The following is a 20,409-nucleotide window of genomic DNA, read 5'->3' on the forward strand; positions in this document are numbered from 1 at the left end:
GTGCGGCTGGTCATCGCTCGCTGCACGGTCGACTACTCGGGACGGCTCGACGCACACCTGCCCGAGGCGGTCCGACTGATCATGGTGAAGGCCGACGGCTGCGTGGCCATTCATGCCGACGGCGGCGCCTACAAGCCGCTGAACTGGATGAATGCGCCCAACCGGCTGGTCTGCGAGCCCGATCTGTGGCGCGTCACGAACGACAAGGGGGAGCGACTCGAGATCCGCCTCGCCGAAGTGATCAGCGACACGGCCCACGACATGGGCTTCGACCCCGGCCTTGAGCGGGACGGCGTCGAAGCCCATCTGCAGGAGCTGGTGGCCGCGCATCCCGAGACGCTGGCCGACGGCGCTGAGCTGGTGCGGCGCGAGTATCCGACCGACATCGGTCCCGTGGACTTGCTGTGCCGCGACCGCGACGGCGCGACGCTGGCCGTGGAGATCAAGCGGCGGGGCGAGATCGACGGAGTCGAGCAGCTGTGTCGCTATCTCGAGTACCTGAACCGGGACGCCCGCTTGGCGCCCGTGAGCGGCGTCTTCGCCGCGCAGGAGATCAAACCCCAAGCGCGTGTGCTCGCGGCCGATCGGGGCATCCGCTGCGTTGTGCTCGACTACGACGAGCTACGCGGCATCACCAGCGACGCCCTCAAGCTGTTCTGAACCGCCGTCTCGGCAGCTCAGGCATCTGCTTCTAGGCGTAGGTGCACAGGCCGTTGTCGATGACCACGCGCTGCTCGTCGGTGCCCTTCTGGGCGACCGTGCAGTAGATCGCGCGGCCCTCGCCGTCGTCCCACACCTGGATGGTCAGCTCGTCGCCGGGAAACACCGGTGCAGAGAACCGCGAGTCCATTGAACGGAAGCGGGCGGGGTCGCCCTCGCACAGAGTGTGCAGCAGTGCCCTGCCGGTGAAGCCATAGGTGCACAGGCCGTGCAGGATCGGCTTGGGGAAGCCGGCCAGCTCGGTCGCAAACCACGGGTCGCTGTGCAGCGGGTTGTAGTCGCCGCTCAGCCGGTAGGTGAGGGCCTGATCGGGGCGGGTCTGGTACGAGATCTCGTAGTCGGGGTCGCGGTCGGGCGCGCTGACCAGCGGCGCAGTGCTGCCCGCCTCGCCCCCGAAACCGCCTGAGCCGCGGATCACCACCGAGCTCCGAAGCTCGAAGATGACATCGCCGGAATCAGGATCGACCGCGCTGGCCTCGGTGTCGATGATGGCGTTACGGCCCTCGCCCTTGTCCCACATGCCGGCGATGCGATCGGTGATCTCTACGGATCCCTCGGTCGGGATCGGCTGGTGCACGGTGATCCCTTGACTGCCGTGCAGCAGCTTGCCCCAGTCGAGATCACCGGCATTGGCCATGGCACCGCCGGCGCCGAATCCGATGACGACGCCCTGGGTCGGGAACGCCTGGTGGGCGATGTCCTTGGAGTTGTGGGTGGTGAACTCCAGCTCGGATCCGAACGGATCCTCGGCGCCGGCGCCGATGCCGACGGCATAGAGCAGCGAATCGCGGAATGTCCACGACCGCTTGGTCGGTGTGCCGGTAGCGCCGACTGCTTCGGGGTTGAGTCCCATGATTGATGGCCTCTCTTGTTCTTGTGGTGTGCGGGTTCTTGGAGCGTACGGTTCAGTCGGCCACGCCGCCGTCGGCCGGCGCGCCGCTCATGCCGCTGTTGAGGCGGGCATCTCGCACGAGCTGTCGGGCTGCATCGCCGATCTTCGCCGGGTCGTCGATGGCGTCGATGGTCGGGCCTCGCTCCCAGCCCTCGGCAATCGCCAGCATGCGTCCTGAGGCCTCGAAAACACGGCCGGACACGCCAGCTGCTTCTTCCGAGCACAGCCAGGTGACAATCGGCGCGATGTAGCGGGGGTGCATCATGGCCTGGTCTTCCTCGGAGGCTTCGCCCATGCCCAGGTCCTCGGTCATGCGCGTGAGCGCGCCCGGCGCCACTGCGTTCACCCGCACGCCGTAGCGCGCCAGTTCACGCGCAGCGATGATCGTGAACGCCGCAATGCCCATCTTGGCGGCGCCGTAGTTGGTCTGGCCCGGATTGCCGTAGATGCCTGACACCGATGTCGTGTTCACGATCGATGCGTTCACCTGCTCGCCGGCCTTCGATTTCTCCCGCCAGTAGGAGCTGGCCCAGCGCGCCGGAGCAAACGTGCCCTTGAGGTGAACCTTGATCACCGCATCCCATTCGGCCTCGGTCATGTTCACCAGCATCCGGTCGCGCAGGATGCCGGCGTTGTTCACGACGCCATGCAGGTCGCCGAAGGTCTCGATGGCCTGATTCACGAGACGCTGGGCGCCTTCCCAGTCGGAGACATCGTCGCCGTTGGCCACTGCCTCGCCGCCCATCGCCGCGATCTCGTTGACGACGTCGTCGGCGGGACCGGTGTCGGAACCGGTGCCGTCGCGTGCACCGCCCAGGTCGTTGCAGACCACCTTCGCGCCGTGCTCGGCCAGCATCAGGCAGTGCTCACGCCCGATGCCCCGGGCACCTCCGGTCACGATGACGACCCGACCTTCGCACAGCTTGCTCATGATGTTGTGAGTCCCTTCGATCTCGCCGGCAACGGGCCTCACTCGGCGCCGCCACGCAGCCTTCTCTGCTGTGATGACGGCTCGGAGTATCGCACGCTCGACGCGCCGCCCGCAGCCTGCAAGTGACCCGTACGATCAACCCCCGTGCACTGGCCGACGTGGGCCCCTCGCTGGTCGATCATCACGGCGGCCGCCATTCTGGTCGCGTCCATCGGCGGGACGGCTGTGCTGGCGATCCGGAACTCGGATGATGCTCCCCCGCCGACTGCTCCGACGACGTCAGCCGCGCTCGCGACTACCAGTGCGCCAGTCGTCGTTCCCACGACCGCTCCGGGCACGCCGACCCAAGCGAGCCCCGACACCGTGCACCTGCGGATTGCCGCGCTCGCAGCGGAGCTGGCGGCCACGCCTGTCGTGGTGCGCACCGGCACCGGCGAGCTGACGCTCACGGTGGCCGACCTCGGCATCGCGCTGGAGCGAGACGCCACATTCGAGGCCGTTCGGGAACTGCGGACAGGCGATGCTGAGGAAGCCGGCGGAGATTCTGAATCGTGGGTTGCGTGGTCTACCGACCCCCAGTTCACCGAGCGCCGGTACCGCGTCGATCGGTCGACGGCCCGGGCCGTGCTGGCCGACGCCACCGACCTCGGTGTCACGGCGACTCCCCCGTCGGTGGTCGTGGTCAACGACACGCTGGCAGTCGACCTCGGCCTGCCCGGCCAGGTCGTCAACGCAGATGCCATCGTCGACCAGGTGCTCGAGGGCATTGCACGCTCGTTCACCCGCATCGAGATCGCCGCAGAGCTGACGCAGAGCGAACCGATCGCCTACACGCCCGAATTGCAACAGGCCGTCAACACGGCACACCAGAACTACGGGCGCAGCCTTCTCGTCGCGTACGGAGAAGCAACCCACGACCTCACCGTCGAAACCATCGCCGGCTGGCTCCGGCTCGACCCAGAGACGACCCCCCCGGAGATCGCCTTCGATCATGGTCAGGTCGGGCCCTACCTCGAGGAGACGTTTGCCGCCGCATCGGCACCCGTGACCACCGGTGCCATGGCCGTCGTCGGCGGCGTGCCGACGGTGGTAGCGAGCGATGGCAGCGTCGTCTGCTGCGCCGATGATGTCGGCGCCCTGATCGAAGAAGCGCTCTTGGCGCGCATCGAAGGGCCGTTGGCGCTGCCATCGCGCCCGGCCGTAAGCCGGGAGGAGAAGGCACACCTGGAGTCGCTGGGCATCATCGAGCTCGTCGGCACATTCACCACGAAGCATGCGTGCTGCCAGGGGCGAGTCGAGAACATCCACCGCTTCGCAGAGCTGATGCGCGGTGCGATCGTCGAATCCGGCCAGAGCCTCTCGCTGAACGGGCATGTCGGCCGGCGAACTGAAGAGAAGGGCTTCGTGGAGGGCGGTTTCATCGAGAAAGGCGTGCTGGTCGACGACATCGGCGGCGGGGTGTCGCAGTTCGCCACCACCATCTTCAATGCCCTGATCCGGGCGGGCATGACCATCGACGAGTACCAGACGCACTCGCTGTACCTCAGCCGCTACCCGTTCGGGCTCGATCCCACCATCTCGTACCCCAAGCCCGATCTGAAGTTCACCAATCCCACCCCGTACGGCCTGCTCATCTGGCCGACCTACACCGACACCTCCATCACCGTCGAGCTGTATTCCACCCGCAATGTCCAGGTGACCATCGGCGAGCCCGAAGAGGAAATGCGGGAATTCTGCCGCCGGGTCCGCACGGAGCGGATTCGAGTGTTCTCGGACGGCACCGTCGACACGGATACGTTCCATGCCCGCTACCGGCCCGAGGAAGGACGCGACTGCGACGGCTCGCGTTCGGTGCCGCGGCAGTGCGTGGATCCGCTGCTCGCACCCCCGGATTCACCGACCGACGGGCAGCCGGCTGACGGCGAGGCGCCGGAGGGTGCTCCCGGCACCGCTGGAGAGGCTGAACAAGAGTTGGTCGAAGACGGCAGCGAGCGCGCAGACGGATCGATCGTGGAGTGCCCGCCGCTCGAATGCATCGAACAACCCGGCGAGCGCGACTCGGAACTGCCGCGCTATCCCGACGATCCCTGTCTCGGCGTTGATCTGAGCTCGCTCGCCCCCGACGACGAGGCGGATTCCGACGAAGGTGACGCAGTCGACGGCGAGGGCGAGCAGACCGAGCCTGACGACACCGGCGAAACAGGCACTACGGACGAGGAAGACGACCCTGACGATGCCGAAGACGAGCAGTCCGCCGCCGACGATGACGTAACCGAAACCGGCGAACCCGAAAGATCATGAGCGGGTGACCATGGTCGATGTCCTGATCGTGGGGGCCGGTCCAGCGGGCGCATCTGCCGCCGTGTGGGCGCGGCGCGCGGGGCTCGAGGTGATGCTCGTCGATCGCGCTGCACCAGGACGCGACAAGTGCTGCGGCGACGGTCTCACCGCGTTCGCGTTGCGCGAGCTCGAGTCGCTCGGCCTGCAACCCGAGCGGCTGAACTCGTGGATGCCTGTGGCAGCTGCCTGCGTGCGTACGCCGCGCGGGCGCGTCATGAGGCTGCCCCTCCCCGAAGGGCGCGGGCAATTTGCGAGTGTGTGCCGGCGCGCCGAGCTGGACGCGGGGCTCGTCGACCTCGCGGCGACAGCGCAAGCTGACGTACGTCTCGGTGTTTCATTCGACGGCTTCGAGGCCCTCGGTGAGCGGGCGAGCGCGGCGTCGGTCCGGCTTAGCGACAGCAGCGTCGTGCAGGCCCGATTCGTGGTGGCTGCTGACGGCGTGTACTCGGCTGTGCGCAAAGCGCTCGGCATCGGCCCGCACCGCTACCGGGGCGACTGGCACGCGTTCCGCGGTTACCTGCGCGCGACCGGCCCTGCCGCCCGCGACATGTGGGTCTGGTTCGAGCCCGACCTGCTGCCGGGTTACGCCTGGTCGTTCCCCTTGGGCGACGGGCGCGTCAATGTCGGCTTCGGCGTGCCCCGAGACAACCGCCGCCATGACTCCGCTGGCGGTGCGGGCACGCTCGACGGCAAGGAGATCGCTGCGGTCTGGGCGGGCCTCACCGAGCGTCGTCACATTGCGAGTGTGCTCGGCCCTCACCAACCCGACGGCCCGACACGGGCGTGGCCGATACCGGCACGGCTGGGAGAACTGGAGCTGGCGCAGGGTCGCACGCTGCTGTGCGGCGACGCCGCCGCGGCCGCCGACCCACTGACCGGCGAGGGAATCGGCCAGGCCCTGCAGATGGGGAGGATGGCGGCGGCCGCAATTGCGCGCGGCGGCCCACCGCACAGTGTGACGGCCCGATACGTGCGCGAAGCGCGAGCCGAGTTCACACTGGACCACCGGCTGGCGCGCAGGCTCGGCCGCGTCCTGGCGCACGAGCGTCTGGCCGAACTGTCGCTTCGAGCGGTCGACTGGTCCGGTTGGACCCGCCGGCAATTCGCCCGCTGGATGTTCGAGGACTACCCGCGAGCTGCCGTCGCGACGCCTCGTCGCTGGCATCGGGGCATGGCGACAGCACAAGGCGCATACGACCCGGTTGCGGTCGGTGCCATAAGTTCGCCAAGCTAGGCGGGTGACGGACGCCGCTACCTTCGACAGAAGGCTCGAGCCGGGCATCGATGACCGGCATTGCAGGTTCACCCGCGAACAGTGGGCGAAGCTGCGAGATGCCACGCCGCTGTCATTGACCGAAGCCGAGCTGGAGGCGCTGGCGGGCCTCGTGGAGCCTGTGACGCTCGACATGGTGCGGGACATCTACCTGCCCCTGTCGCGCCTGTTGAACCTGCGTGTGGCGGCCAAACGCCAACTGCGCGCCGCCACTGAGGGCTTCTTCGGCAGGGTGCTGCCGCCGCGCCCGTACCTGATCGGCATCGGCGGAAGCGTCTCGGCCGGCAAGAGCACCACCGCACGCATCCTGCGAGCGGTCTTGGCCTCGTGGCCGGATCACCCGGAAGTGGATCTGGTGACGACCGACGGATTCCTGCTGCCGAATGCCGAGCTCACCGCGCGCGGCATCCTCGGGCGCAAGGGCTTTCCCGAGTCCTACCGCCGCGGCGAGCTGCGCGATTTCCTCCAGCGGATCTCGAGCGGCGAACCCGACGTGGCCGCACCGCTCTACTCGCACAGCCTCTACGACGTGACCGATGAGGTCCAGCTCATCAACCAGCCCGACGTCCTCATCGTGGAGGGGCTGAACGTGTTGCAGACCGGGCCGCCGTCGAGCACGCCGTTCGTGTCGGACTTCTTTGACTTCACGATCTACGTCGACGCCGAGGCCGAAGACCTCGAAGAGTGGTACGTCGAGCGTTTCCAGCAGCTGCGCAAGACGGTGTTCCGCGAGCAGTCCGCCTATTTCGCTCAGTTCGCCGATCTGCCGCCGTCTGCTGCCGACGCAGTCGCGCGCACGATCTGGCGCTCGATCAACCTCGTCAACTTGCAGGAGAACATCCTGCCGACACGGGCGCGCGCCGACCTGGTGCTCGCAAAGGGCCACGATCACGTCGTTGATCACGTCGAGCTCCGGTACCACTAGGCACCGCACGCCCTCGACTCATGGCGAATTCCGCTGCGAATGATCCGTCGGCTGCGAGCCGGATGCCCGGCTGCACGTTCTGTTCGATCGTGGCAGGTGACATCCCGGCACTGCGCATCTACGAAGACGATCACGCCGTGGCCTTCATGGATCGACTGCCCATGACCGTCGGTCACTGTCTCGTCATTCCCCGCAGGCACGTGACCGACATCTGGGAACTCACCGATGACGATGCGGCACACGTGATGCAGGCGGCGCGCCGGGTGGCGAGCCTGGTGCGCGAGCGGCTGAAGCCGGCAGGCGTGAACTTGCTCAACAACAACGGCGCGGCTGCAGACCAGACGCAGTTTCACTTCCATATCCACGTGATCCCGCGCTACGGGCGCGACCGGCTGCTGCACCCCTGGGAGCGGATCTTCGCGCCGGCTGGCGAGATCGAATCGGCGTACCGGTTGCTCAGCGCGCCCAGCTCGCAGGCCCCGGCGGCTGCCACCCCGAACAACTAGCTTCGGGCGCCATGAACGACCGCTACGCCCCCTTCTCCGCGCTCCAGATCATCGGTCCCGACGACGACGGCGTGCTCGAGATCGTGATCGACACGCCAGGTCGGCTGAATTCGGTGGATGCGCCCAAGCATCTGGCGCTGGCCGATGTCTGGCGGGCAGTAGACGACGATCCTGACACCCGGGTGGCCGTCATCCGGGGCGCCAACGGCACCTTCTCCGCCGGCGGCGACCTGGACATGATCCAGGAGATCATGGACGACTTCGAGACACGCCAGCGGGCACTGCGCGAGGCGCGAGACATCGTCTACAACATGATCAACTGCTCCAAGATCATCGTGTCGGCCATCGAGGGCGTTGCGGTCGGGGCCGGTCTCGCGGCGGCGCTGATGGCCGACATCTCCATCGCCGGGCGCGGCGCGCGGATCGTGGACGGGCACACCAAGCTCGGCGTCGCCGCCGGCGATCACGCAGCGATCGTGTGGCCGATCCTGTGCGGCATGGCCAAGTCGAAGTACTACCTGCTGACCTGCGACACGATCACGGGCGAAGAGGCCGACGACATGGGCCTCGTCAGCAAGGTGGTCGACGACGATGCCGTGCTCGACGAGGCATTCGCCGTCGCCCGCAGGCTGGCGGCGGGGAGCCAGAGCGCCATCCGCTGGACCAAGTACAGCCTCAACAACTGGATGCGGATGGCGGGGCCCATCTTCGACACCTCTGCAGCGCTCGAGATGCTGGGCTTCACCGGCGCGGACGTGCGGGAAGGTCACGCTGCCATCGTCGAGAAGCGCCGCCCGAACTTCGCCTGACCCGGGCAGAGAATCGAAGAAACGAAGACATGACGAAGCTGGATCCCCCTGACGAAGACCATCTCACCGCTCATGAGCGGGCTGCGCCGATGGCCGCCCAGAACTCGGGCCCGCTCCAAGGTGTTCGCATCATCGACTGCACCCATGCGCTGGCGGGCCCGTGGTCGACGATGATGCTGGCCGACTTGGGCGCCGACGTCATCAAAGTGGAGCCGCCGCGGGGTGAGCTCGCACGCAAGATGCCGCCGTTCACCCGCGAGGACACCGAACGGAACTTCGGCGCCGGCTTCGCCAACTACAACCGCAACAAGCGAGGCATCGCGCTCGACCTCACCGACGACGACCAGCGGGAGCAGTTCCTGCAGCTCGTCGACACCGCCGATGCACTCGTCGAGAACATGCGCGCGGGCGTGATGGATGCGCTCGGAGTGGGCTGGGAGGTGCTCCACGAGCGCAACCCGAAGCTCGTCTATGGCGCCATCCGCGGCTTCGGCGACCCCCGCTCAGGCGAGAGCCCCTATGTCGACTGGCCGGCGTACGACGTCGTGGCCCAGGCGATGTCCGGCATGGTCTCGGCCACCGGCAGCAGTCCCGACGACCGGCACGTGGTGGGTCCCTACATCGGTGACACCTACCCCGGCACGATCGGCGCCATGGGCGTGCTGGCGGCGCTGTTCCATGCACAGCGAACGGGCGAGGGCCAGTTCGTGGACGTGTCGATGGTCGACGCTGTGATGGCACTGAGCGAAGTCGGGGTCACCCGCTACAGCGTGATGGGCCAGCCCGATACGCCCCCCAGCGGCAACAAGAACCAGTACATCGTGCCGTTCGACATCTTCGACACTATCGACGGGGCCATCGCCATCGGCGCCCCCACCGACAACCACTGGCGCGAGCTGGCGGTTGCGATGGGCCGACCCGAGTGGGCCTGGGCAGAAGAAACCCGCACCTTGCGAGCGCGCTACCACCATCGCGACGAGATCATCACGGCACTGACCGAGTGGGCCGCAACGCTCACCAATGCGGAGGTCATCGCGGCCATCGGCGGCAAGGTGCCGTGCGGCCCGGTCAACCACCCGGGCGACCTGTTCACCGATCCCCATGTCGCGGCCCGCGACATGCTGGTGGCGGTGGAGCAGCCGGTGGGCAGGCCGATCGTCCAGATCGCGCCGCCGATTCGCATGAGCGCCACGCCGCCGGGCATCTACCGCCGCGCTCCCAAGCTGGGCGAGCACAACGACGAAGTGCTCGGCGAGCTCGACGACGACGCTGACTGATCGCGCCCGCCGGCGAGGCGACACGATCACAGAGCACCCCTGACCCACGGGTAGCGTGACGACAATGGGCAGGCGCAAGCGTCGAGTGCCAGCATCGCGCACGAGGCCTTCTGGCTTCGAGCCAGTGGTCGCTGGCTTGGTCTCGCCCCGGCGAGCCGTGCCCACGCACATCGAATTGCCCCCGTACGCGCTCAGCGGCAAGTCCTCACCGGCCCCGAGCGGCGTGGAACCCTCCGACAGCACCACGATCGACGCCATGCGGCTGGCAGGCTCGGCGGCGCGGCGCGTGCTGAGGGCAGTGGCAGCAGAGATCGCACCGGGCGTCACCAGCGATCATCTCGACGAGGTCTGCCACGAGACATGCATTGCGGAGGGCGGCTACCCGAGCCCGCTCAACTACAACGGCTTCCCGAAGTCGCTGTGCACTTCGGCCAACGAGATCATCTGCCACGGCATCCCCGATGACCGCCAGCTGCGCGATGGCGACATCGTGAACTGTGATGTGACGATTTTCGTCGGCGGCGTGCACGGCGACCACTCCGAGACGTTCTTGGTGGGCGACGTCGACGAGGCCTCGCGGCGGCTCGTCGAGGTCACACGCGAATCCATGTATCACGGCATAGCTGCGGTACGGCCGGGAGCCCAGGTATGCGACATCGGGCGCGCCATCCAGGCGCGGGCAGAGTCCGAGGGCTACGGCGTCGTGCGCGAGTTCGTCGGCCATGGCATCGGGCAGATCTTCCACCGGCTGCCCAACATCCCGCACTACTTCGACCCCGCTGCGCGCACCGAGCTGGTCGAGGGCATGACCTTCACGGTGGAGCCCATGATCACGGCAGGCACGCCACGCGCGCAGCTGTGGCCAGACGGCTGGACTGCGATGACCGCCGACCGCAGCCGCACCGCGCAGTTCGAGCACACGGTGCTGGTCACCGCCGACGGCGCCGAACTGCTGACCGTGACCGACGACGAACCACAGCCGTTCCTTTCTGCGAGTGCCGCAAGCCGGCTCAGCCCCGACAACTGGCCCCGGCAGCTCCCCACGGCGGCCGTGAGAACCGGCTGAGCGATGCCTCGACCACGTGGGGCAGGTGCCCCATGCGCCGGCCGGGTCGCAGCGGCGCTGGTGGCGGTGGCTGCGATCGGCGGCGCCTGCGGTTCCGAGCCGGAGGCAGAGCCGATCCCCACGACCCTTCCAGTGCTCACGACTCTGCGCCCCCAGCTCACCACCACGACCATTGCCGCACCGCCTCCGCAGCGCCGCATCTACGTGGTGCAACCGGGAGACACGCTCAGCAAGATCGCCAACGGATTCGGTGTCTCCGTCCAGGCCCTCATGGAAGAGAACGGCAAGGAAGACACGCTGCTCCGCATCGGGGAGCAGCTCGTCATCCCGCCGACCGTGGTCGGCGCCAACAGTTCGCAGTGACGACGGTCAGTGGCTTCTCCTGTTCACGGCGCCGGAGGGTGACGATCGTGGCGATCGCTGTTGCGGCTTCCGGCATGGCGCTCGGGTGCACGCTGCTGCCGGGCGAGTCCCGAACCGACGCCTCGGCCACAACCGTTCCGGCACCCACGGTGGCACCGGCCACCACGACCGAACCGCCGGTGCTGACCCCGTACACGGTGGTGCGAGGAGACACGCTGATCCAGATCGCCGACCGGTACGGCATTCACCTGAACGATCTGGTGCGGGTGAACAACATCGCCGACCCCACCAAGATCTTCGTCGGCCAGATTCTGATGATCCCGCCGCCGCCCGATCCCACGGCTGGGCCCGCGCTCACCATCGCTCCCGCCACCGACCCCGTCCTCCCGCCGCTGCTCCCCACCACGACCGCGCCGCCGGTCACGCTCTCAGGAACCGGGTGATGTCTGCGGCGCCGCTGGGCGACGCTGAGCCAGTCGAGCCGCACGATCCGCTGTCGGCGGCTGCGCAGCAGATCGCTCGCTTTGATCGTGCCGTCGACAGGTGGTGGGAGTTCCTGCGAGGCCACAAGCTGATGGATCGGGTGATGTACGGGGCCTCCGACGTCGGCGAGTTCAGCCAGATCTGGCACGTGCTGGGTGCCATTCGAGCCCTGGGCCCACGCCGAGAAGCGGCCGATGCACTGCGCTTCAGCGCACTCATGGCGATCGAGTCGCTGGTCGTGAATCAGGGCGTCAAGCGGTTGTTCGCGCGGCGCAGGCCCGGCACGGCGGCAGAGAATCCGACCGACCACCGGCTCCGCCAGCCGATCACGTCCAGCTTCCCCTCCGGCCACACTTCGGCAGCTTTCTGTGCCGCAGCGGTGCTGTCGCGCGGGTCGCGACTGGGACCCATCTACCGCCTGGCGGCAGCCATCGTGGCCGTCTCACGCATCCATGTGCGATTGCATCACGCGAGCGACGTCATTGCGGGCGCCGCCGTCGGCGAGGTGATCGGGCGTCTGGCGTCGCGGCTGATGCGGCGCTGAACCGGCGCTTCAGGCTCGGGCGACGTCTTGATCGGTCTTCGTGACCGTGGGCAGCTCTGCTGTTTCGTCGCCGCGTCGCAGCAGCGTGCGCACGTCGAGCAGCACATCGGTGACCTCGACCGACGAGACCAGTTCGCGGCTGAAGAAATCGCCCAGCGCACTGTCGATGACCTCGAGTGCGTCGGAGATGATCCGGGGCTCAGCTGTCCGAGTCGGTTCCGTTGTCTCGGTCATCTCTGTTCCCTTCCCGCTCCCGACGTCTGTGCAGACGGCGTGGCTGGCTGTGAACCTCACCCTATCTCGCACCTGACGCCGGCCACCGTCAGTTCACCAACACGTCACATAACTGCTTGCAAACGCCTCCGGCTGCACCGGCGGGCGGCGCGGCCGGCAGGTACGGTGCGCCGCCATGAGCGCGAATGAAGCACAGCCCTACGGCGTGACGTTCGGCAGCCTGGGTGTTCTAGGTCCGGCTGCTGTCACCGATATCGCCCGCGCGGCCGAGGCGCAGGGCTACTCGTCGATCTGGACGGTCGAGGCGACCGGGACCGATGCGTTCTCGCTCCTGGGTGCCGTCGCCCACGCTGCCCCCGGCCTCGATCTGGCCACCGGCATCATTCCCATCCAGCTGCGCGCGCCCACGCTGGTGGCCATGACAGCTGCCACCCTGCAGTCGCTCAGCCCCGAGCGCGACGTGCTGGTAGGACTCGGCGTGTCGGCACCCGGCATCCTCCGCCAGCACGGCGAGCTGCCGCCGGAGCGCCCCATTGCGATGATGCGCGAGTACGTAGCACTGCTGCGCGAGTGCCTCAGCGGCGAGTCAGTGACGTTCGAGGGCGACTTCTGGCAGGTGCGCCGGTTCCGCCTCGCCATGCGGTTGGGCGAGCGCCGACCGAAGATCGTGCTCGCAGCGCTCAACCCGCAGATGCTGCGGCTGGCGGGCGAGGTGGCCGACGGTGTCCTGCTCAACTACCTGCCCGCCTCGCACGTCCCGAGCGTGGTGGCCGAGGTCCGCAAGGGCGGCGACGCGCAGATCATCTGCTACGTCCATGCCGCCGCCGGCGAGCTGGAGCGCTCGGCCCGCTCGGCGCAACGAGACCTGCTCAACTACACCATGGCCGACGGCTACGCCAACGCCTTCCGTGCAGCCGGCTTCGGTGACGAGGTGGACGAAGCCCGTGACCGCCAGTCTGAACGGGATCGCGACGGCGCGCTCGCTGCCATCTCGAACGAGATGATCCAGGCGATCGACTTCATCGGCACGCCCGCCGAGATCGGTGGGTTCACGCGGGCGTACGTGGACGCGGGCGTGGAGTACCCGGTGCTGATGCCGCTGCCCTGGGGCGACGACCGGCGCGCCGTGACCGACGAGACGATGGCCGCGTTCGCCGACGCCTTCGCCTGATTCGGCAGCACGCCGAGGGGGCGCAGCTCAGTCGGCGGCGGCGACGCCCACCGGGCAGGTCTGGCCGGTGCTGCCCAGGCCGCAATAGCCCCACGGGATCTTGTTCAGGTACTGCTGGTGGTAGTCCTCGGCGTAGTAGAAGGGCCCGGCCAGGCAGATCTCCGTGGTGATGCTGCCGAGGCCTGCACGGTCGAGTACCGCCTGGAACATGTCGCGGGACGAAGTCGCGAGCTCCAGCTCGGCCTCGTCCGCGACGTAGATGCCCGATCGGTACTGCGTGCCGATGTCGTTGCCCTGCCGCATGCCCTGGGTGGGGTCGTGACCCTCCCAGAACGCCTTCAGCAGCGCCTCGTAGCTGGTGACCGCCGGATCGAACACCGCCAGCACGGCCTCGGTGTGGCCGGTCAGGCCCGAGCACACTTCCTCGTAGCTGGGATTTGGAGTGTGGCCGCCGGCGTAGCCCACGGCCGTGGTGTGAACGCCCGGAAGCTGCCAGAAGATGCGTTCGGCCCCCCAGAAGCAGCCCATGCCCACCACGATGTGCTTGAAGCCGTCGGGGAAGGGCGGCGTCATCGGCGTTCCGAGCACGACGTGCGCCGGAGCGACCGGCATCGTCTGGCTGCGGCCGGGCAGCGCAGCGTCGGCGTCCGGAATCTCCAGCTTCCTCGACCACAACGCCACGGTGTTTCCTCCTGCTCTGGCACGAACGCTACTGGCGACCGGGCCGCCGGGCTGCGCGGATGAGGCCTGCCCACAGCACTTGGCGGCGCTGGCTCCTAATGTCGCGAAGATGAGCGAGTCGCTGATTCCGGCCGAGACGCTGGAGCGTGTCGGCGAGGTGCTGTCGGGGCCGGTCACCACCGTTATCGACCGTCGGGAGGCGCAGCGCTACGCATACGCCGTCGGCGATGAGAACCCCATCTATTTCGATGAGGTCGCAGCACAGGCGGCCGGGTACAGGACGCTGGTGGCGCCGCCCACCTACGTCACCCATGCCGTGGTGCAGCCGAGAACGGCATCAGACCTGCGCACCGACGGCCTGTACCGCGAGGGCACCCGGATCCGCCTGCTGGTCGACCGGGTGATGTTCGGCGGCGAGGAATGGGACTTTCTCGAACCCGTCTGCGTCGGCGACGAGATCACGGCCACCGTCCGGCTTGCCGCAGTCGACCAGAAGGAGGGCCGCAAGGGACCCTTCGTCCGGCAGGTGCGCGAGACCACCTTCGTCAACCAATTCGGCGACGAGGTCGCCCGTTCCCGCATGATCGGCATCGCACGATGAGCACTGACACCGACACAGCCGCCGCAGCGCCGGACCTCAAGACGCTCGAGGCCGGCCAGGAACTGCCGCCAATGCACAAGTTCCCCGACGAGGCACAGCTCTTCCTGTACAGCGCCGCCAGCCACAACCCGCACCGGATCCACTACGACCGCGAGTACGCCCGCTTCGAGGGGCACGACGACATCATCGTGCACGGTCCGCTGCAGGGCGCATGGCTCACGCAGTTCGTGACGGACTGGGCGGGACCGGCCGCGCGGCTGCTGAGCGTGACGTGGCAGAACCGCGCCAGCGGTCTGCCGGGCGAGGAGCTGGTGTTCTCGGGCACGGTGACATCGGTCGATCCCCAAACGGGCGTCGTCGAGTTGGAGATCGCCGAGCACACCGCCGACGGGAGACTGCTCATGCCGGCGACAGCTAGGGTCCGCCTGCCTACTGCGTAGCCCCAGGAGACAACCCGCATGAAGATCGCCGTCGACTTCCCGTCCATTGCGTTCCGGGAGGGACCCCAGCGTGTGCTCGACCTGGCCAAGGCCATCGAGGATCTGGGTTACGACGAGATTGCCGCATTCGACCACGTGGTGATGGGGCACCCAGGCGAGGGCCGCTTCACGATCTACCCCGCCAACATGCCGATTCTCGAGGCGCTGATGTTGCTCGCCAACGTGGCGGCAGTGACCGAGCGAGTCTCGCTGTCGACCGAGGTGCTGGTACTGCCGCAGCGCCAGCCCGTGCTGGTGGCCAAGCAGATCTCCACGCTGGACACGCTGTCAGGCGGCCGGGTGCGCCTCGGCATCGGCGTGGGCTGGCAGGACTCCGAGTACGACGCCCTCGAAGAAGATTTCAGCACCCGGGGGAAGCGCATGGACGAGGCCATCGACCTCATGCGCGCTTACTGGGCAGGCGGCCGGATCGAGTACTCGGGCGAGCACTACAACAGCCACGACATGGGCATGGAGCCCGTGTCGCCCCAGGGCGCCGCCATCCCGCTGTGGATCGGCGGCGACAGCCGCGCCGCGCTGCGACGCACCGCCCAGAAGGGCGACGGCTGGATGGCGTCGGGCGTCAGCGACGAGCGGGCGCTCGAGTGCATGACGGAGATCCGCCGCAGCGCCGAGGAGGACTTCGGCCGCGACCCCGACTCCATCGGCATGCAGCTGATGCTGGCCCCGCCGCCCCGCACCGACGCCGACAAGGGCTTCTACAAGGACTTGGACGCCATCGGCGAGCGGGCCGCCGTGGTCAAGGCGCTGGGATTCGACTGGACCTCGGTGAACGTCACCGCCATCTTCCAAGCAGGCTCCCGATCGGTCGAAGCCATGATCGACCGGCTGGGCGAGATTCTCGAGCGCGTCCGGGCCGAGACTGGTTGAGCCCTGCAGACGCACGGGCTGCCACAGAGATCACAACACAGAACAGGTCCAACACGGAACAGGAATGCACCATGAGTCAGCCGCAACTCATCATCGACAACCTCAAGGCTTGCTGGGCGAGCTGCAAGGACTTCTACGGCTCGCTCGAGGGCGACCAGTGGCAGGTGCAATCGCACTGCCCCGACTGGACGGTCCACGGAGTGTTGGTACACCAGGTGTCGGTGGAACAGGCCCTGTCGGGCTGGCTGCCGGAGTCGGTCGAGACTCCGCCGCCGTTCGGCGACATCGCCGGCTACGTCTCCGCAGCCGCAGCCATGAGCGGACCTGAGCTGACGGCGTTCGCCGCTGAAGTGTGGGACGGGCGTGCCGCGCAGCTCGAGGCACTCGACGACGAGGTCTTCGACCGAGGATCGATCACTCCGGTCGGGCCCGGAACCTACGGCCGCTTCATGGCGATCCGGGAATTCGACCACTGGATGCACGAGCGCGACTCCCGCACCCCGCTGGGGTTGCCGACCGACAACGGCGGGCCTGCGGCCGAGATGGCCCTGAACGAGGTGCACCTGTCGATCGGCTACATCGCCGGCAAGAAGGTGGGGCTTCCCGATGGCGCCTCCATGCACTTCGACATCACCGGCGCCGTGGAGCGCGACATCTACGTGCAGGTGGAGGGCCGGGCCCGCGAGGTGGACCACGTGGAGAACCCCACCGTCACGCTGCACTGCGACTCGATGGCATTCATGGACCTCACCTGCGGGCGAATCGACCCTGAAGGCCCGATCGCTGCGGGCTTGGTGACGTGGTCGGGCGATGCCGAGCTCGGCGCCCACGCCGCCCGCAACCTGCGCTTCACGATGTAGTCCCTCAAGTCACCCCGATCTCCATAAGCCACAAGCAAGGAGCACCCAGATGTCAGAAACATCCCTGCCAGTACGGCACCTGTTCAGAATGGACATCGATGCCGACCTGTCGAATGCGACACGCATCCGCGGCGGGCCGGCCGGAACCCGGATGGTGGCCTCGGTCGACGGCGGCACCGTCACCGGCGAGCGCATCAACGGCACCATCTTGGGCCCGTCAGGCGACTGGCTGTACCGCGCTGCCGACGGCACGATGCATCTCGACGTCCGCATCTCGATCCGCACCGACGACGAGGTCGACATCCTGATGGAGTACCAGGGGAAGATCTACGGCGACGGCTCGCCGCGGTCCGCTCCCACCTTCCAGACGTCGATGGAAGGCCCGTACAACTGGCTCAACAAGATCCAGGCCATCGGCATCGGCTCGATCGACGACGGCAAGCTGGCCTACGAGGTCTACGAACTGCTGTAACGGGCACAGCGGCGCGCACCGCAGTTGCCCCTCAGGCGGCGGCCGGGCGCTTGCGCGGATAGGCAAGCGCCATGAGCGGGATGCAGAGTGCTTGCAAGCCGCCGAGCAGCAGCCACAGCCAGTTGTAGAGGTGCACCTCGTGGTTGCCGCCCAGCACCGCGATGGCAATGGCGACGCCGATGCCGCCGACGCTGTACCGCAGCGATTGATGCACGCCGTTCGCCGTCGCAAGGGCGGCCGGCTCGATGTCCACAAGCGCCGCTGAGTTCAGATGGCTGGCGAGCACGCCCATGCCCAAGCCGAAGCACACGGTGGCGGGAAAGAACGCAAACCAGAAGCGCACGTTTTCGTCCAGGAAGAACAGCAGCCACAGATGGCCGCCGGTGGCGATGGCCGACGCCAAGGCCATCATCCCCCGGAACCCGTGCTTGTCGGCCCAGCGGCCGCCGAGCACTGCCATGACCGCCGAGATGATGGGGGCCGGGGTGAAGGCCAGACCGACAGCCCACAGGCTGTAGTCCCAGACGCCCACCAAGTACTGCGGCCACAGGAACCAGCTCGTGAAGGCGCCGATCATCGCCAGCGACACGGCCACGTTGGCCACGGCGAAGCTGCGCACCCGGAAGAGCCGCGGATCGAACAGCGGCTCGTCGTGACCGGCAGAACGCCACAGGAACAGCGGCAGCAGCACCGCGGCACCGACGAAGCATGCGAGCGTGCCAGTCGATCCCCAGCCCCAGTCGCGGCCCTGCAGGGTTGCCAGCACCATGAGGAACACTGCGGCGGTGCCCATGGCGACACCCAGCAAATCCAGGGGTCGGCTGCGATCGGGTTCGGCCGTCTCGTGCAAGAACCACAACGAACCCAGGAATGCGAGCGCAGCGATCGGAGCGATGGCCAGGTACACCCAGCGCCAGTCGGCGATCTCAAGGATGCCGGCGGCCATGCCGGGAGCGATGCCTGACGCCGCCATGCCCGCCGACGCCCAGACGCCGATGACGCTGGCTTGGCGTGCCGCGGGGAACTGCGGCAGCACGAGCGCGAGCGAGGAAGGCACGGTCAGCGCCCCGCACAGCCCCTGCACTGCCCGGGCTACCAGCAGCAACTCGATGCCCGGTGCCAGCCCTGCCACGATCGACGACACGAAGAGGCCGAGCACGCCGAGCCGGAACACCACCAGCCGGCCGTAGCGATCGGCCAGCCGGCCACCGGCGATGATCGTGGAGGAGAACGCGAGCGCGTAGCCGCTCACGATCCAGCCCGTCACTGCTCCTGACACGCCGGGGAAGGCCCGCACGATGTCGGGGAACGCGACATTGGTCACTGTGACATTGACCGTGCCGAGCACGAACGCCAGCGATCCGGTGGCGAGCGCCAAGCGGGCACGACTTGAGACGCGTTCCCCGGCGTCGTCGAGCGCACGCGGGCCCGGTGCCCGAGACGGGCGCGCCGGTGCCGCACGTTCGATGCGCTGCGGTGTGGCCTGATCGTTGCGCTGCGGCGTGACGCGGTCGATGCGCGGCGGCGCCGCGCCGGCTGCGCTGGGCACCAGGCGCGCTGCACCTTCGGCGAGCCGGAGCTGGACGACCTGCGGTGCGGGATTCGACGCTGAAGCGAGATCCTCAGTCATCGCCCGCCGGCGGACGTCGGTCGCGCAGGCCGCTGAGCCGCGGTGGATGCGCTGCGAGGGCCTCTTCCACGGGCTCGGTGCCCCAGCCGGGCCCATCGCCCAGCACCAGGTGGCCGTCCACGTAGTCGGGCGCGACGGTCACGATCTCGTTGTCCCACGCGATCCGGTCGATGTCGGTTTCCATGATGATGATGTTCGGCGTGGCCGCCGCCCAGTGGGCATTCATCATGGTGGCAAGGTGACCGTAGAAGTTGTGCGGCGCGACGCTGTGGCCCATGCCGTCGGCCATCGCGGCCATCTTGGACGACTGCCAGAAGCCGTTCCAGATGCCGTCGATGATCGGCACGTCGAACGAGCCGGCCTGCAGGTACGGGTACAGCTCGCGCACGCCGAACAGGCTCTCTCCCCCGCTGATCGTGCAGCCGGCCTTGGAGCGGACGTGCGCCATGGCATCGGGATGGTCGGAGTCGATCTCGATCCAGAACATCCCGAAGTCGGCCAGCTCGCGCACGATGCGGGCGTAGCCCTCGGTGCGGGCGTTGAAGTTCAGGTCCAGCAGAAGGTCCATGCCGTCGCCGGCGCCGTCTCGGAAGGCTCGCAGGGTGGCCCGGATCTCGTCGATGAGCTGGCGCGACACGTTCAGCTCGGGCGCGAATGGCGTGCCGAAGCCCGGCAGCCAGCCGCGCAGGCCGTCGGGCGTCTGGCGGAAGATGTTGGTCTTGAGGGCGGTGAAGCCCTTCTCGGCAACCTCGGCGCCGAGTGCACGCACGCCGTCGAGGTCGGTGATGCGGTTGCCGTAGATGTGCCCGAGGTTGATGCGCCAGGTGCCGCAGTGCGACCAGTACACGCGGATGCGGTCGCGCACCTTGCCGCCGAGCAGGTCGTAGCAGGGCACGCCCAACGTGCGTGCCTTGGCGTCGAGCAGCGCATTCTCGACGGCGCCGATGGCCTCGCCGATGATGCCGCTCGCGGCCTGGCGGGTGCGGGCGAACAGGTACTGGTAGGTGGGCTCGTGGTCGAAGACCGAGCGCCCGATCACCAGCGGCGCCAAGGCCTCGATGGCCGTCGTGAGGCCGGGCGAGGCGAACCCCTCGTCGTACTCGGCCCAGCCGACCACGCCGTCGGCGGTGGTGATCTTCAAGAAGTAGTAGTTGCGCCACGCAGCGTCGCACGACAGCGTCTCGACTCGCTCCACCACCGTTCCGCGATCCGAAGAGCCGCCGACTCCTGCCAGGTCACTCATTGCTGCCTTCCCGGTTCA

At 68.0% G+C, this 20,409-nt stretch carries 23 protein-coding genes; 17 read left to right on the forward strand and 6 right to left on the reverse strand.

Annotated elements, in window-relative coordinates; all coding sequences use genetic code 11:
* Nucleotides 1-660 carry an endonuclease NucS gene (gene nucS, locus ACOGI8_RS12535; protein ID WP_419854133.1) on the forward strand — a complete coding sequence of 220 codons (660 nt, stop codon included), beginning with the start codon at nucleotides 1-3 and terminating at the stop codon, nucleotides 658-660.
* A gap of 31 nt (nucleotides 661-691) precedes the next feature.
* On the opposite strand, the gene ACOGI8_RS12540 is transcribed toward nucS, so the two are convergent.
* Complete coding sequence (locus ACOGI8_RS12540) at nucleotides 692-1,573, reverse strand: MaoC/PaaZ C-terminal domain-containing protein (protein ID WP_419854134.1); 882 nt, start codon at nucleotides 1,571-1,573, stop codon at nucleotides 692-694.
* A gap of 52 nt (nucleotides 1,574-1,625) precedes the next feature.
* Nucleotides 1,626-2,543 (reverse strand): SDR family oxidoreductase, encoded by a 918-nt coding sequence (locus tag ACOGI8_RS12545; protein WP_419854135.1) that lies wholly within the window; start codon nucleotides 2,541-2,543, stop codon nucleotides 1,626-1,628.
* A 144-nt stretch (nucleotides 2,544-2,687) separates the two neighbouring features.
* On the opposite strand from ACOGI8_RS12545, the gene ACOGI8_RS12550 reads away from it, so the two are divergent.
* The 10 genes from ACOGI8_RS12550 (at nucleotide 2,688) to ACOGI8_RS12595 (ending at nucleotide 12,129) form a co-directional block, all read left to right on the forward strand.
* A complete protein-coding gene (locus tag ACOGI8_RS12550; RefSeq protein WP_419854136.1) occupies nucleotides 2,688-4,844 on the forward strand; it encodes a VanW family protein in 2,157 nt (718 codons plus the stop codon).
* 10 nt (nucleotides 4,845-4,854) lie between these two features.
* On the forward strand, nucleotides 4,855-6,117 hold the full coding sequence (locus ACOGI8_RS12555) for an NAD(P)/FAD-dependent oxidoreductase (protein ID WP_419856408.1): 1,263 nt from the start codon (nucleotides 4,855-4,857) through the stop codon (nucleotides 6,115-6,117).
* A gap of 4 nt (nucleotides 6,118-6,121) precedes the next feature.
* Nucleotides 6,122-7,081: a type I pantothenate kinase gene (gene coaA / locus ACOGI8_RS12560; RefSeq protein WP_419854137.1), complete on the forward strand. Its 960-nt coding sequence runs from the start codon at nucleotides 6,122-6,124 to the stop codon at nucleotides 7,079-7,081.
* Nucleotides 7,082-7,101: 20 nt separating this feature from the next.
* Nucleotides 7,102-7,587 carry an HIT family protein gene (locus ACOGI8_RS12565; protein ID WP_419854138.1) on the forward strand — a complete coding sequence of 162 codons (486 nt, stop codon included), beginning with the start codon at nucleotides 7,102-7,104 and terminating at the stop codon, nucleotides 7,585-7,587.
* Nucleotides 7,588-7,598: 11 nt separating this feature from the next.
* Nucleotides 7,599-8,396: an enoyl-CoA hydratase/isomerase family protein gene (locus ACOGI8_RS12570; RefSeq protein WP_419854139.1), complete on the forward strand. Its 798-nt coding sequence runs from the start codon at nucleotides 7,599-7,601 to the stop codon at nucleotides 8,394-8,396.
* Nucleotides 8,397-8,425: 29 nt separating this feature from the next.
* Nucleotides 8,426-9,673, forward strand: coding sequence for a CaiB/BaiF CoA transferase family protein (locus tag ACOGI8_RS12575; RefSeq protein WP_419854140.1), 1,248 nt, complete (start codon nucleotides 8,426-8,428; stop codon nucleotides 9,671-9,673).
* Between the two features lie 64 nt (nucleotides 9,674-9,737).
* Nucleotides 9,738-10,739: a type I methionyl aminopeptidase gene (gene map / locus ACOGI8_RS12580; protein ID WP_419854141.1), complete on the forward strand. Its 1,002-nt coding sequence runs from the start codon at nucleotides 9,738-9,740 to the stop codon at nucleotides 10,737-10,739.
* Nucleotides 10,740-10,742: 3 nt separating this feature from the next.
* On the forward strand, nucleotides 10,743-11,102 hold the full coding sequence (locus ACOGI8_RS12585; protein ID WP_419854142.1) for a LysM peptidoglycan-binding domain-containing protein: 360 nt from the start codon (nucleotides 10,743-10,745) through the stop codon (nucleotides 11,100-11,102).
* Between the two features lie 47 nt (nucleotides 11,103-11,149).
* A complete protein-coding gene (locus ACOGI8_RS12590) occupies nucleotides 11,150-11,545 on the forward strand; it encodes a LysM peptidoglycan-binding domain-containing protein (RefSeq protein ID WP_419854143.1) in 396 nt (131 codons plus the stop codon).
* Complete coding sequence (locus tag ACOGI8_RS12595) at nucleotides 11,545-12,129, forward strand: phosphatase PAP2 family protein (RefSeq protein WP_419854144.1); 585 nt, start codon at nucleotides 11,545-11,547, stop codon at nucleotides 12,127-12,129. Before ACOGI8_RS12590 ends, ACOGI8_RS12595 begins: the two co-directional genes overlap by 1 nt.
* A gap of 9 nt (nucleotides 12,130-12,138) precedes the next feature.
* On the opposite strand, the gene ACOGI8_RS12600 is transcribed toward ACOGI8_RS12595, so the two are convergent.
* A complete protein-coding gene (locus ACOGI8_RS12600) occupies nucleotides 12,139-12,363 on the reverse strand; it encodes a hypothetical protein (RefSeq protein WP_419854145.1) in 225 nt (74 codons plus the stop codon).
* Between the two features lie 175 nt (nucleotides 12,364-12,538).
* Here ACOGI8_RS12600 and ACOGI8_RS12605 point away from each other — a divergent pair, with 175 nt between their 5' ends.
* The gene (locus ACOGI8_RS12605) at nucleotides 12,539-13,534 is read left to right on the forward strand and encodes an LLM class F420-dependent oxidoreductase (RefSeq protein WP_419854146.1); all 996 of its coding nucleotides are present in this window, start codon (nucleotides 12,539-12,541) and stop codon (nucleotides 13,532-13,534) included.
* Between the two features lie 27 nt (nucleotides 13,535-13,561).
* Here the strand turns inward: ACOGI8_RS12605 and msrA are convergent, their stop codons facing one another.
* Nucleotides 13,562-14,215: a peptide-methionine (S)-S-oxide reductase MsrA gene (msrA, locus tag ACOGI8_RS12610; RefSeq protein WP_419854147.1), complete on the reverse strand. Its 654-nt coding sequence runs from the start codon at nucleotides 14,213-14,215 to the stop codon at nucleotides 13,562-13,564.
* A gap of 109 nt (nucleotides 14,216-14,324) precedes the next feature.
* Here msrA and ACOGI8_RS12615 point away from each other — a divergent pair, with 109 nt between their 5' ends.
* The 5 genes from ACOGI8_RS12615 to ACOGI8_RS12635 all read left to right on the forward strand — a co-directional run bounded on the left by ACOGI8_RS12615 (nucleotide 14,325) and on the right by ACOGI8_RS12635 (nucleotide 17,518).
* Nucleotides 14,325-14,816, forward strand: coding sequence for an FAS1-like dehydratase domain-containing protein (locus tag ACOGI8_RS12615; RefSeq protein ID WP_419854148.1), 492 nt, complete (start codon nucleotides 14,325-14,327; stop codon nucleotides 14,814-14,816).
* Nucleotides 14,813-15,256 carry a MaoC/PaaZ C-terminal domain-containing protein gene (locus ACOGI8_RS12620; protein ID WP_419854149.1) on the forward strand — a complete coding sequence of 148 codons (444 nt, stop codon included), beginning with the start codon at nucleotides 14,813-14,815 and terminating at the stop codon, nucleotides 15,254-15,256. Before ACOGI8_RS12615 ends, ACOGI8_RS12620 begins: the two co-directional genes overlap by 4 nt.
* A gap of 18 nt (nucleotides 15,257-15,274) precedes the next feature.
* The gene (locus ACOGI8_RS12625) at nucleotides 15,275-16,186 is read left to right on the forward strand and encodes an LLM class F420-dependent oxidoreductase (protein WP_419854150.1); all 912 of its coding nucleotides are present in this window, start codon (nucleotides 15,275-15,277) and stop codon (nucleotides 16,184-16,186) included.
* A gap of 71 nt (nucleotides 16,187-16,257) precedes the next feature.
* Complete coding sequence (locus tag ACOGI8_RS12630; protein ID WP_419854151.1) at nucleotides 16,258-17,046, forward strand: maleylpyruvate isomerase family mycothiol-dependent enzyme; 789 nt, start codon at nucleotides 16,258-16,260, stop codon at nucleotides 17,044-17,046.
* 49 nt (nucleotides 17,047-17,095) lie between these two features.
* A complete protein-coding gene (locus tag ACOGI8_RS12635; RefSeq protein ID WP_419854152.1) occupies nucleotides 17,096-17,518 on the forward strand; it encodes a DUF3237 domain-containing protein in 423 nt (140 codons plus the stop codon).
* A 31-nt stretch (nucleotides 17,519-17,549) separates the two neighbouring features.
* On the opposite strand, the gene ACOGI8_RS12640 is transcribed toward ACOGI8_RS12635, so the two are convergent.
* Nucleotides 17,550-19,148: an MFS transporter gene (locus tag ACOGI8_RS12640; protein ID WP_419854153.1), complete on the reverse strand. Its 1,599-nt coding sequence runs from the start codon at nucleotides 19,146-19,148 to the stop codon at nucleotides 17,550-17,552.
* A complete protein-coding gene (locus ACOGI8_RS12645; protein WP_419854154.1) occupies nucleotides 19,141-20,391 on the reverse strand; it encodes a mandelate racemase/muconate lactonizing enzyme family protein in 1,251 nt (416 codons plus the stop codon). The genes ACOGI8_RS12640 and ACOGI8_RS12645 overlap by 8 nt, the downstream gene beginning before the upstream one ends.
* Nucleotides 20,392-20,409 lie beyond the last annotated feature (18 nt).

Source organism: Candidatus Poriferisodalis sp. (assembly GCF_965204195.1).
In the GTDB taxonomy this organism is placed as follows: Bacteria; Actinomycetota; Acidimicrobiia; order Acidimicrobiales; family Poriferisodalaceae; genus Poriferisodalis.

Coding starts and splice junctions, on each gene's coding strand:
- ACOGI8_RS12540 (WP_419854134.1), bottom strand. CDS start 1,573: ATGGGACTCAACCCCGAAGCAGTCGGCGCTACCGGCACACCGACCAAG.
- ACOGI8_RS12545 (WP_419854135.1), bottom strand. CDS start 2,543: ATGAGCAAGCTGTGCGAAGGTCGGGTCGTCATCGTGACCGGAGGTGCC.
- ACOGI8_RS12555 (WP_419856408.1), top strand. CDS start 4,855: ATGGTCGATGTCCTGATCGTGGGGGCCGGTCCAGCGGGCGCATCTGCC.
- ACOGI8_RS12565 (WP_419854138.1), top strand. CDS start 7,102: ATGGCGAATTCCGCTGCGAATGATCCGTCGGCTGCGAGCCGGATGCCC.
- ACOGI8_RS12570 (WP_419854139.1), top strand. CDS start 7,599: ATGAACGACCGCTACGCCCCCTTCTCCGCGCTCCAGATCATCGGTCCC.
- ACOGI8_RS12575 (WP_419854140.1), top strand. CDS start 8,426: ATGACGAAGCTGGATCCCCCTGACGAAGACCATCTCACCGCTCATGAG.
- map (WP_419854141.1), top strand. CDS start 9,738: ATGGGCAGGCGCAAGCGTCGAGTGCCAGCATCGCGCACGAGGCCTTCT.
- ACOGI8_RS12585 (WP_419854142.1), top strand. CDS start 10,743: ATGCCTCGACCACGTGGGGCAGGTGCCCCATGCGCCGGCCGGGTCGCA.
- ACOGI8_RS12595 (WP_419854144.1), top strand. CDS start 11,545: ATGTCTGCGGCGCCGCTGGGCGACGCTGAGCCAGTCGAGCCGCACGAT.
- ACOGI8_RS12600 (WP_419854145.1), bottom strand. CDS start 12,363: ATGACCGAGACAACGGAACCGACTCGGACAGCTGAGCCCCGGATCATC.
- ACOGI8_RS12605 (WP_419854146.1), top strand. CDS start 12,539: ATGAGCGCGAATGAAGCACAGCCCTACGGCGTGACGTTCGGCAGCCTG.
- ACOGI8_RS12615 (WP_419854148.1), top strand. CDS start 14,325: ATGAGCGAGTCGCTGATTCCGGCCGAGACGCTGGAGCGTGTCGGCGAG.
- ACOGI8_RS12620 (WP_419854149.1), top strand. CDS start 14,813: ATGAGCACTGACACCGACACAGCCGCCGCAGCGCCGGACCTCAAGACG.
- ACOGI8_RS12625 (WP_419854150.1), top strand. CDS start 15,275: ATGAAGATCGCCGTCGACTTCCCGTCCATTGCGTTCCGGGAGGGACCC.
- ACOGI8_RS12630 (WP_419854151.1), top strand. CDS start 16,258: ATGAGTCAGCCGCAACTCATCATCGACAACCTCAAGGCTTGCTGGGCG.
- ACOGI8_RS12635 (WP_419854152.1), top strand. CDS start 17,096: ATGTCAGAAACATCCCTGCCAGTACGGCACCTGTTCAGAATGGACATC.
- ACOGI8_RS12640 (WP_419854153.1), bottom strand. CDS start 19,148: ATGACTGAGGATCTCGCTTCAGCGTCGAATCCCGCACCGCAGGTCGTC.
- ACOGI8_RS12645 (WP_419854154.1), bottom strand. CDS start 20,391: ATGAGTGACCTGGCAGGAGTCGGCGGCTCTTCGGATCGCGGAACGGTG.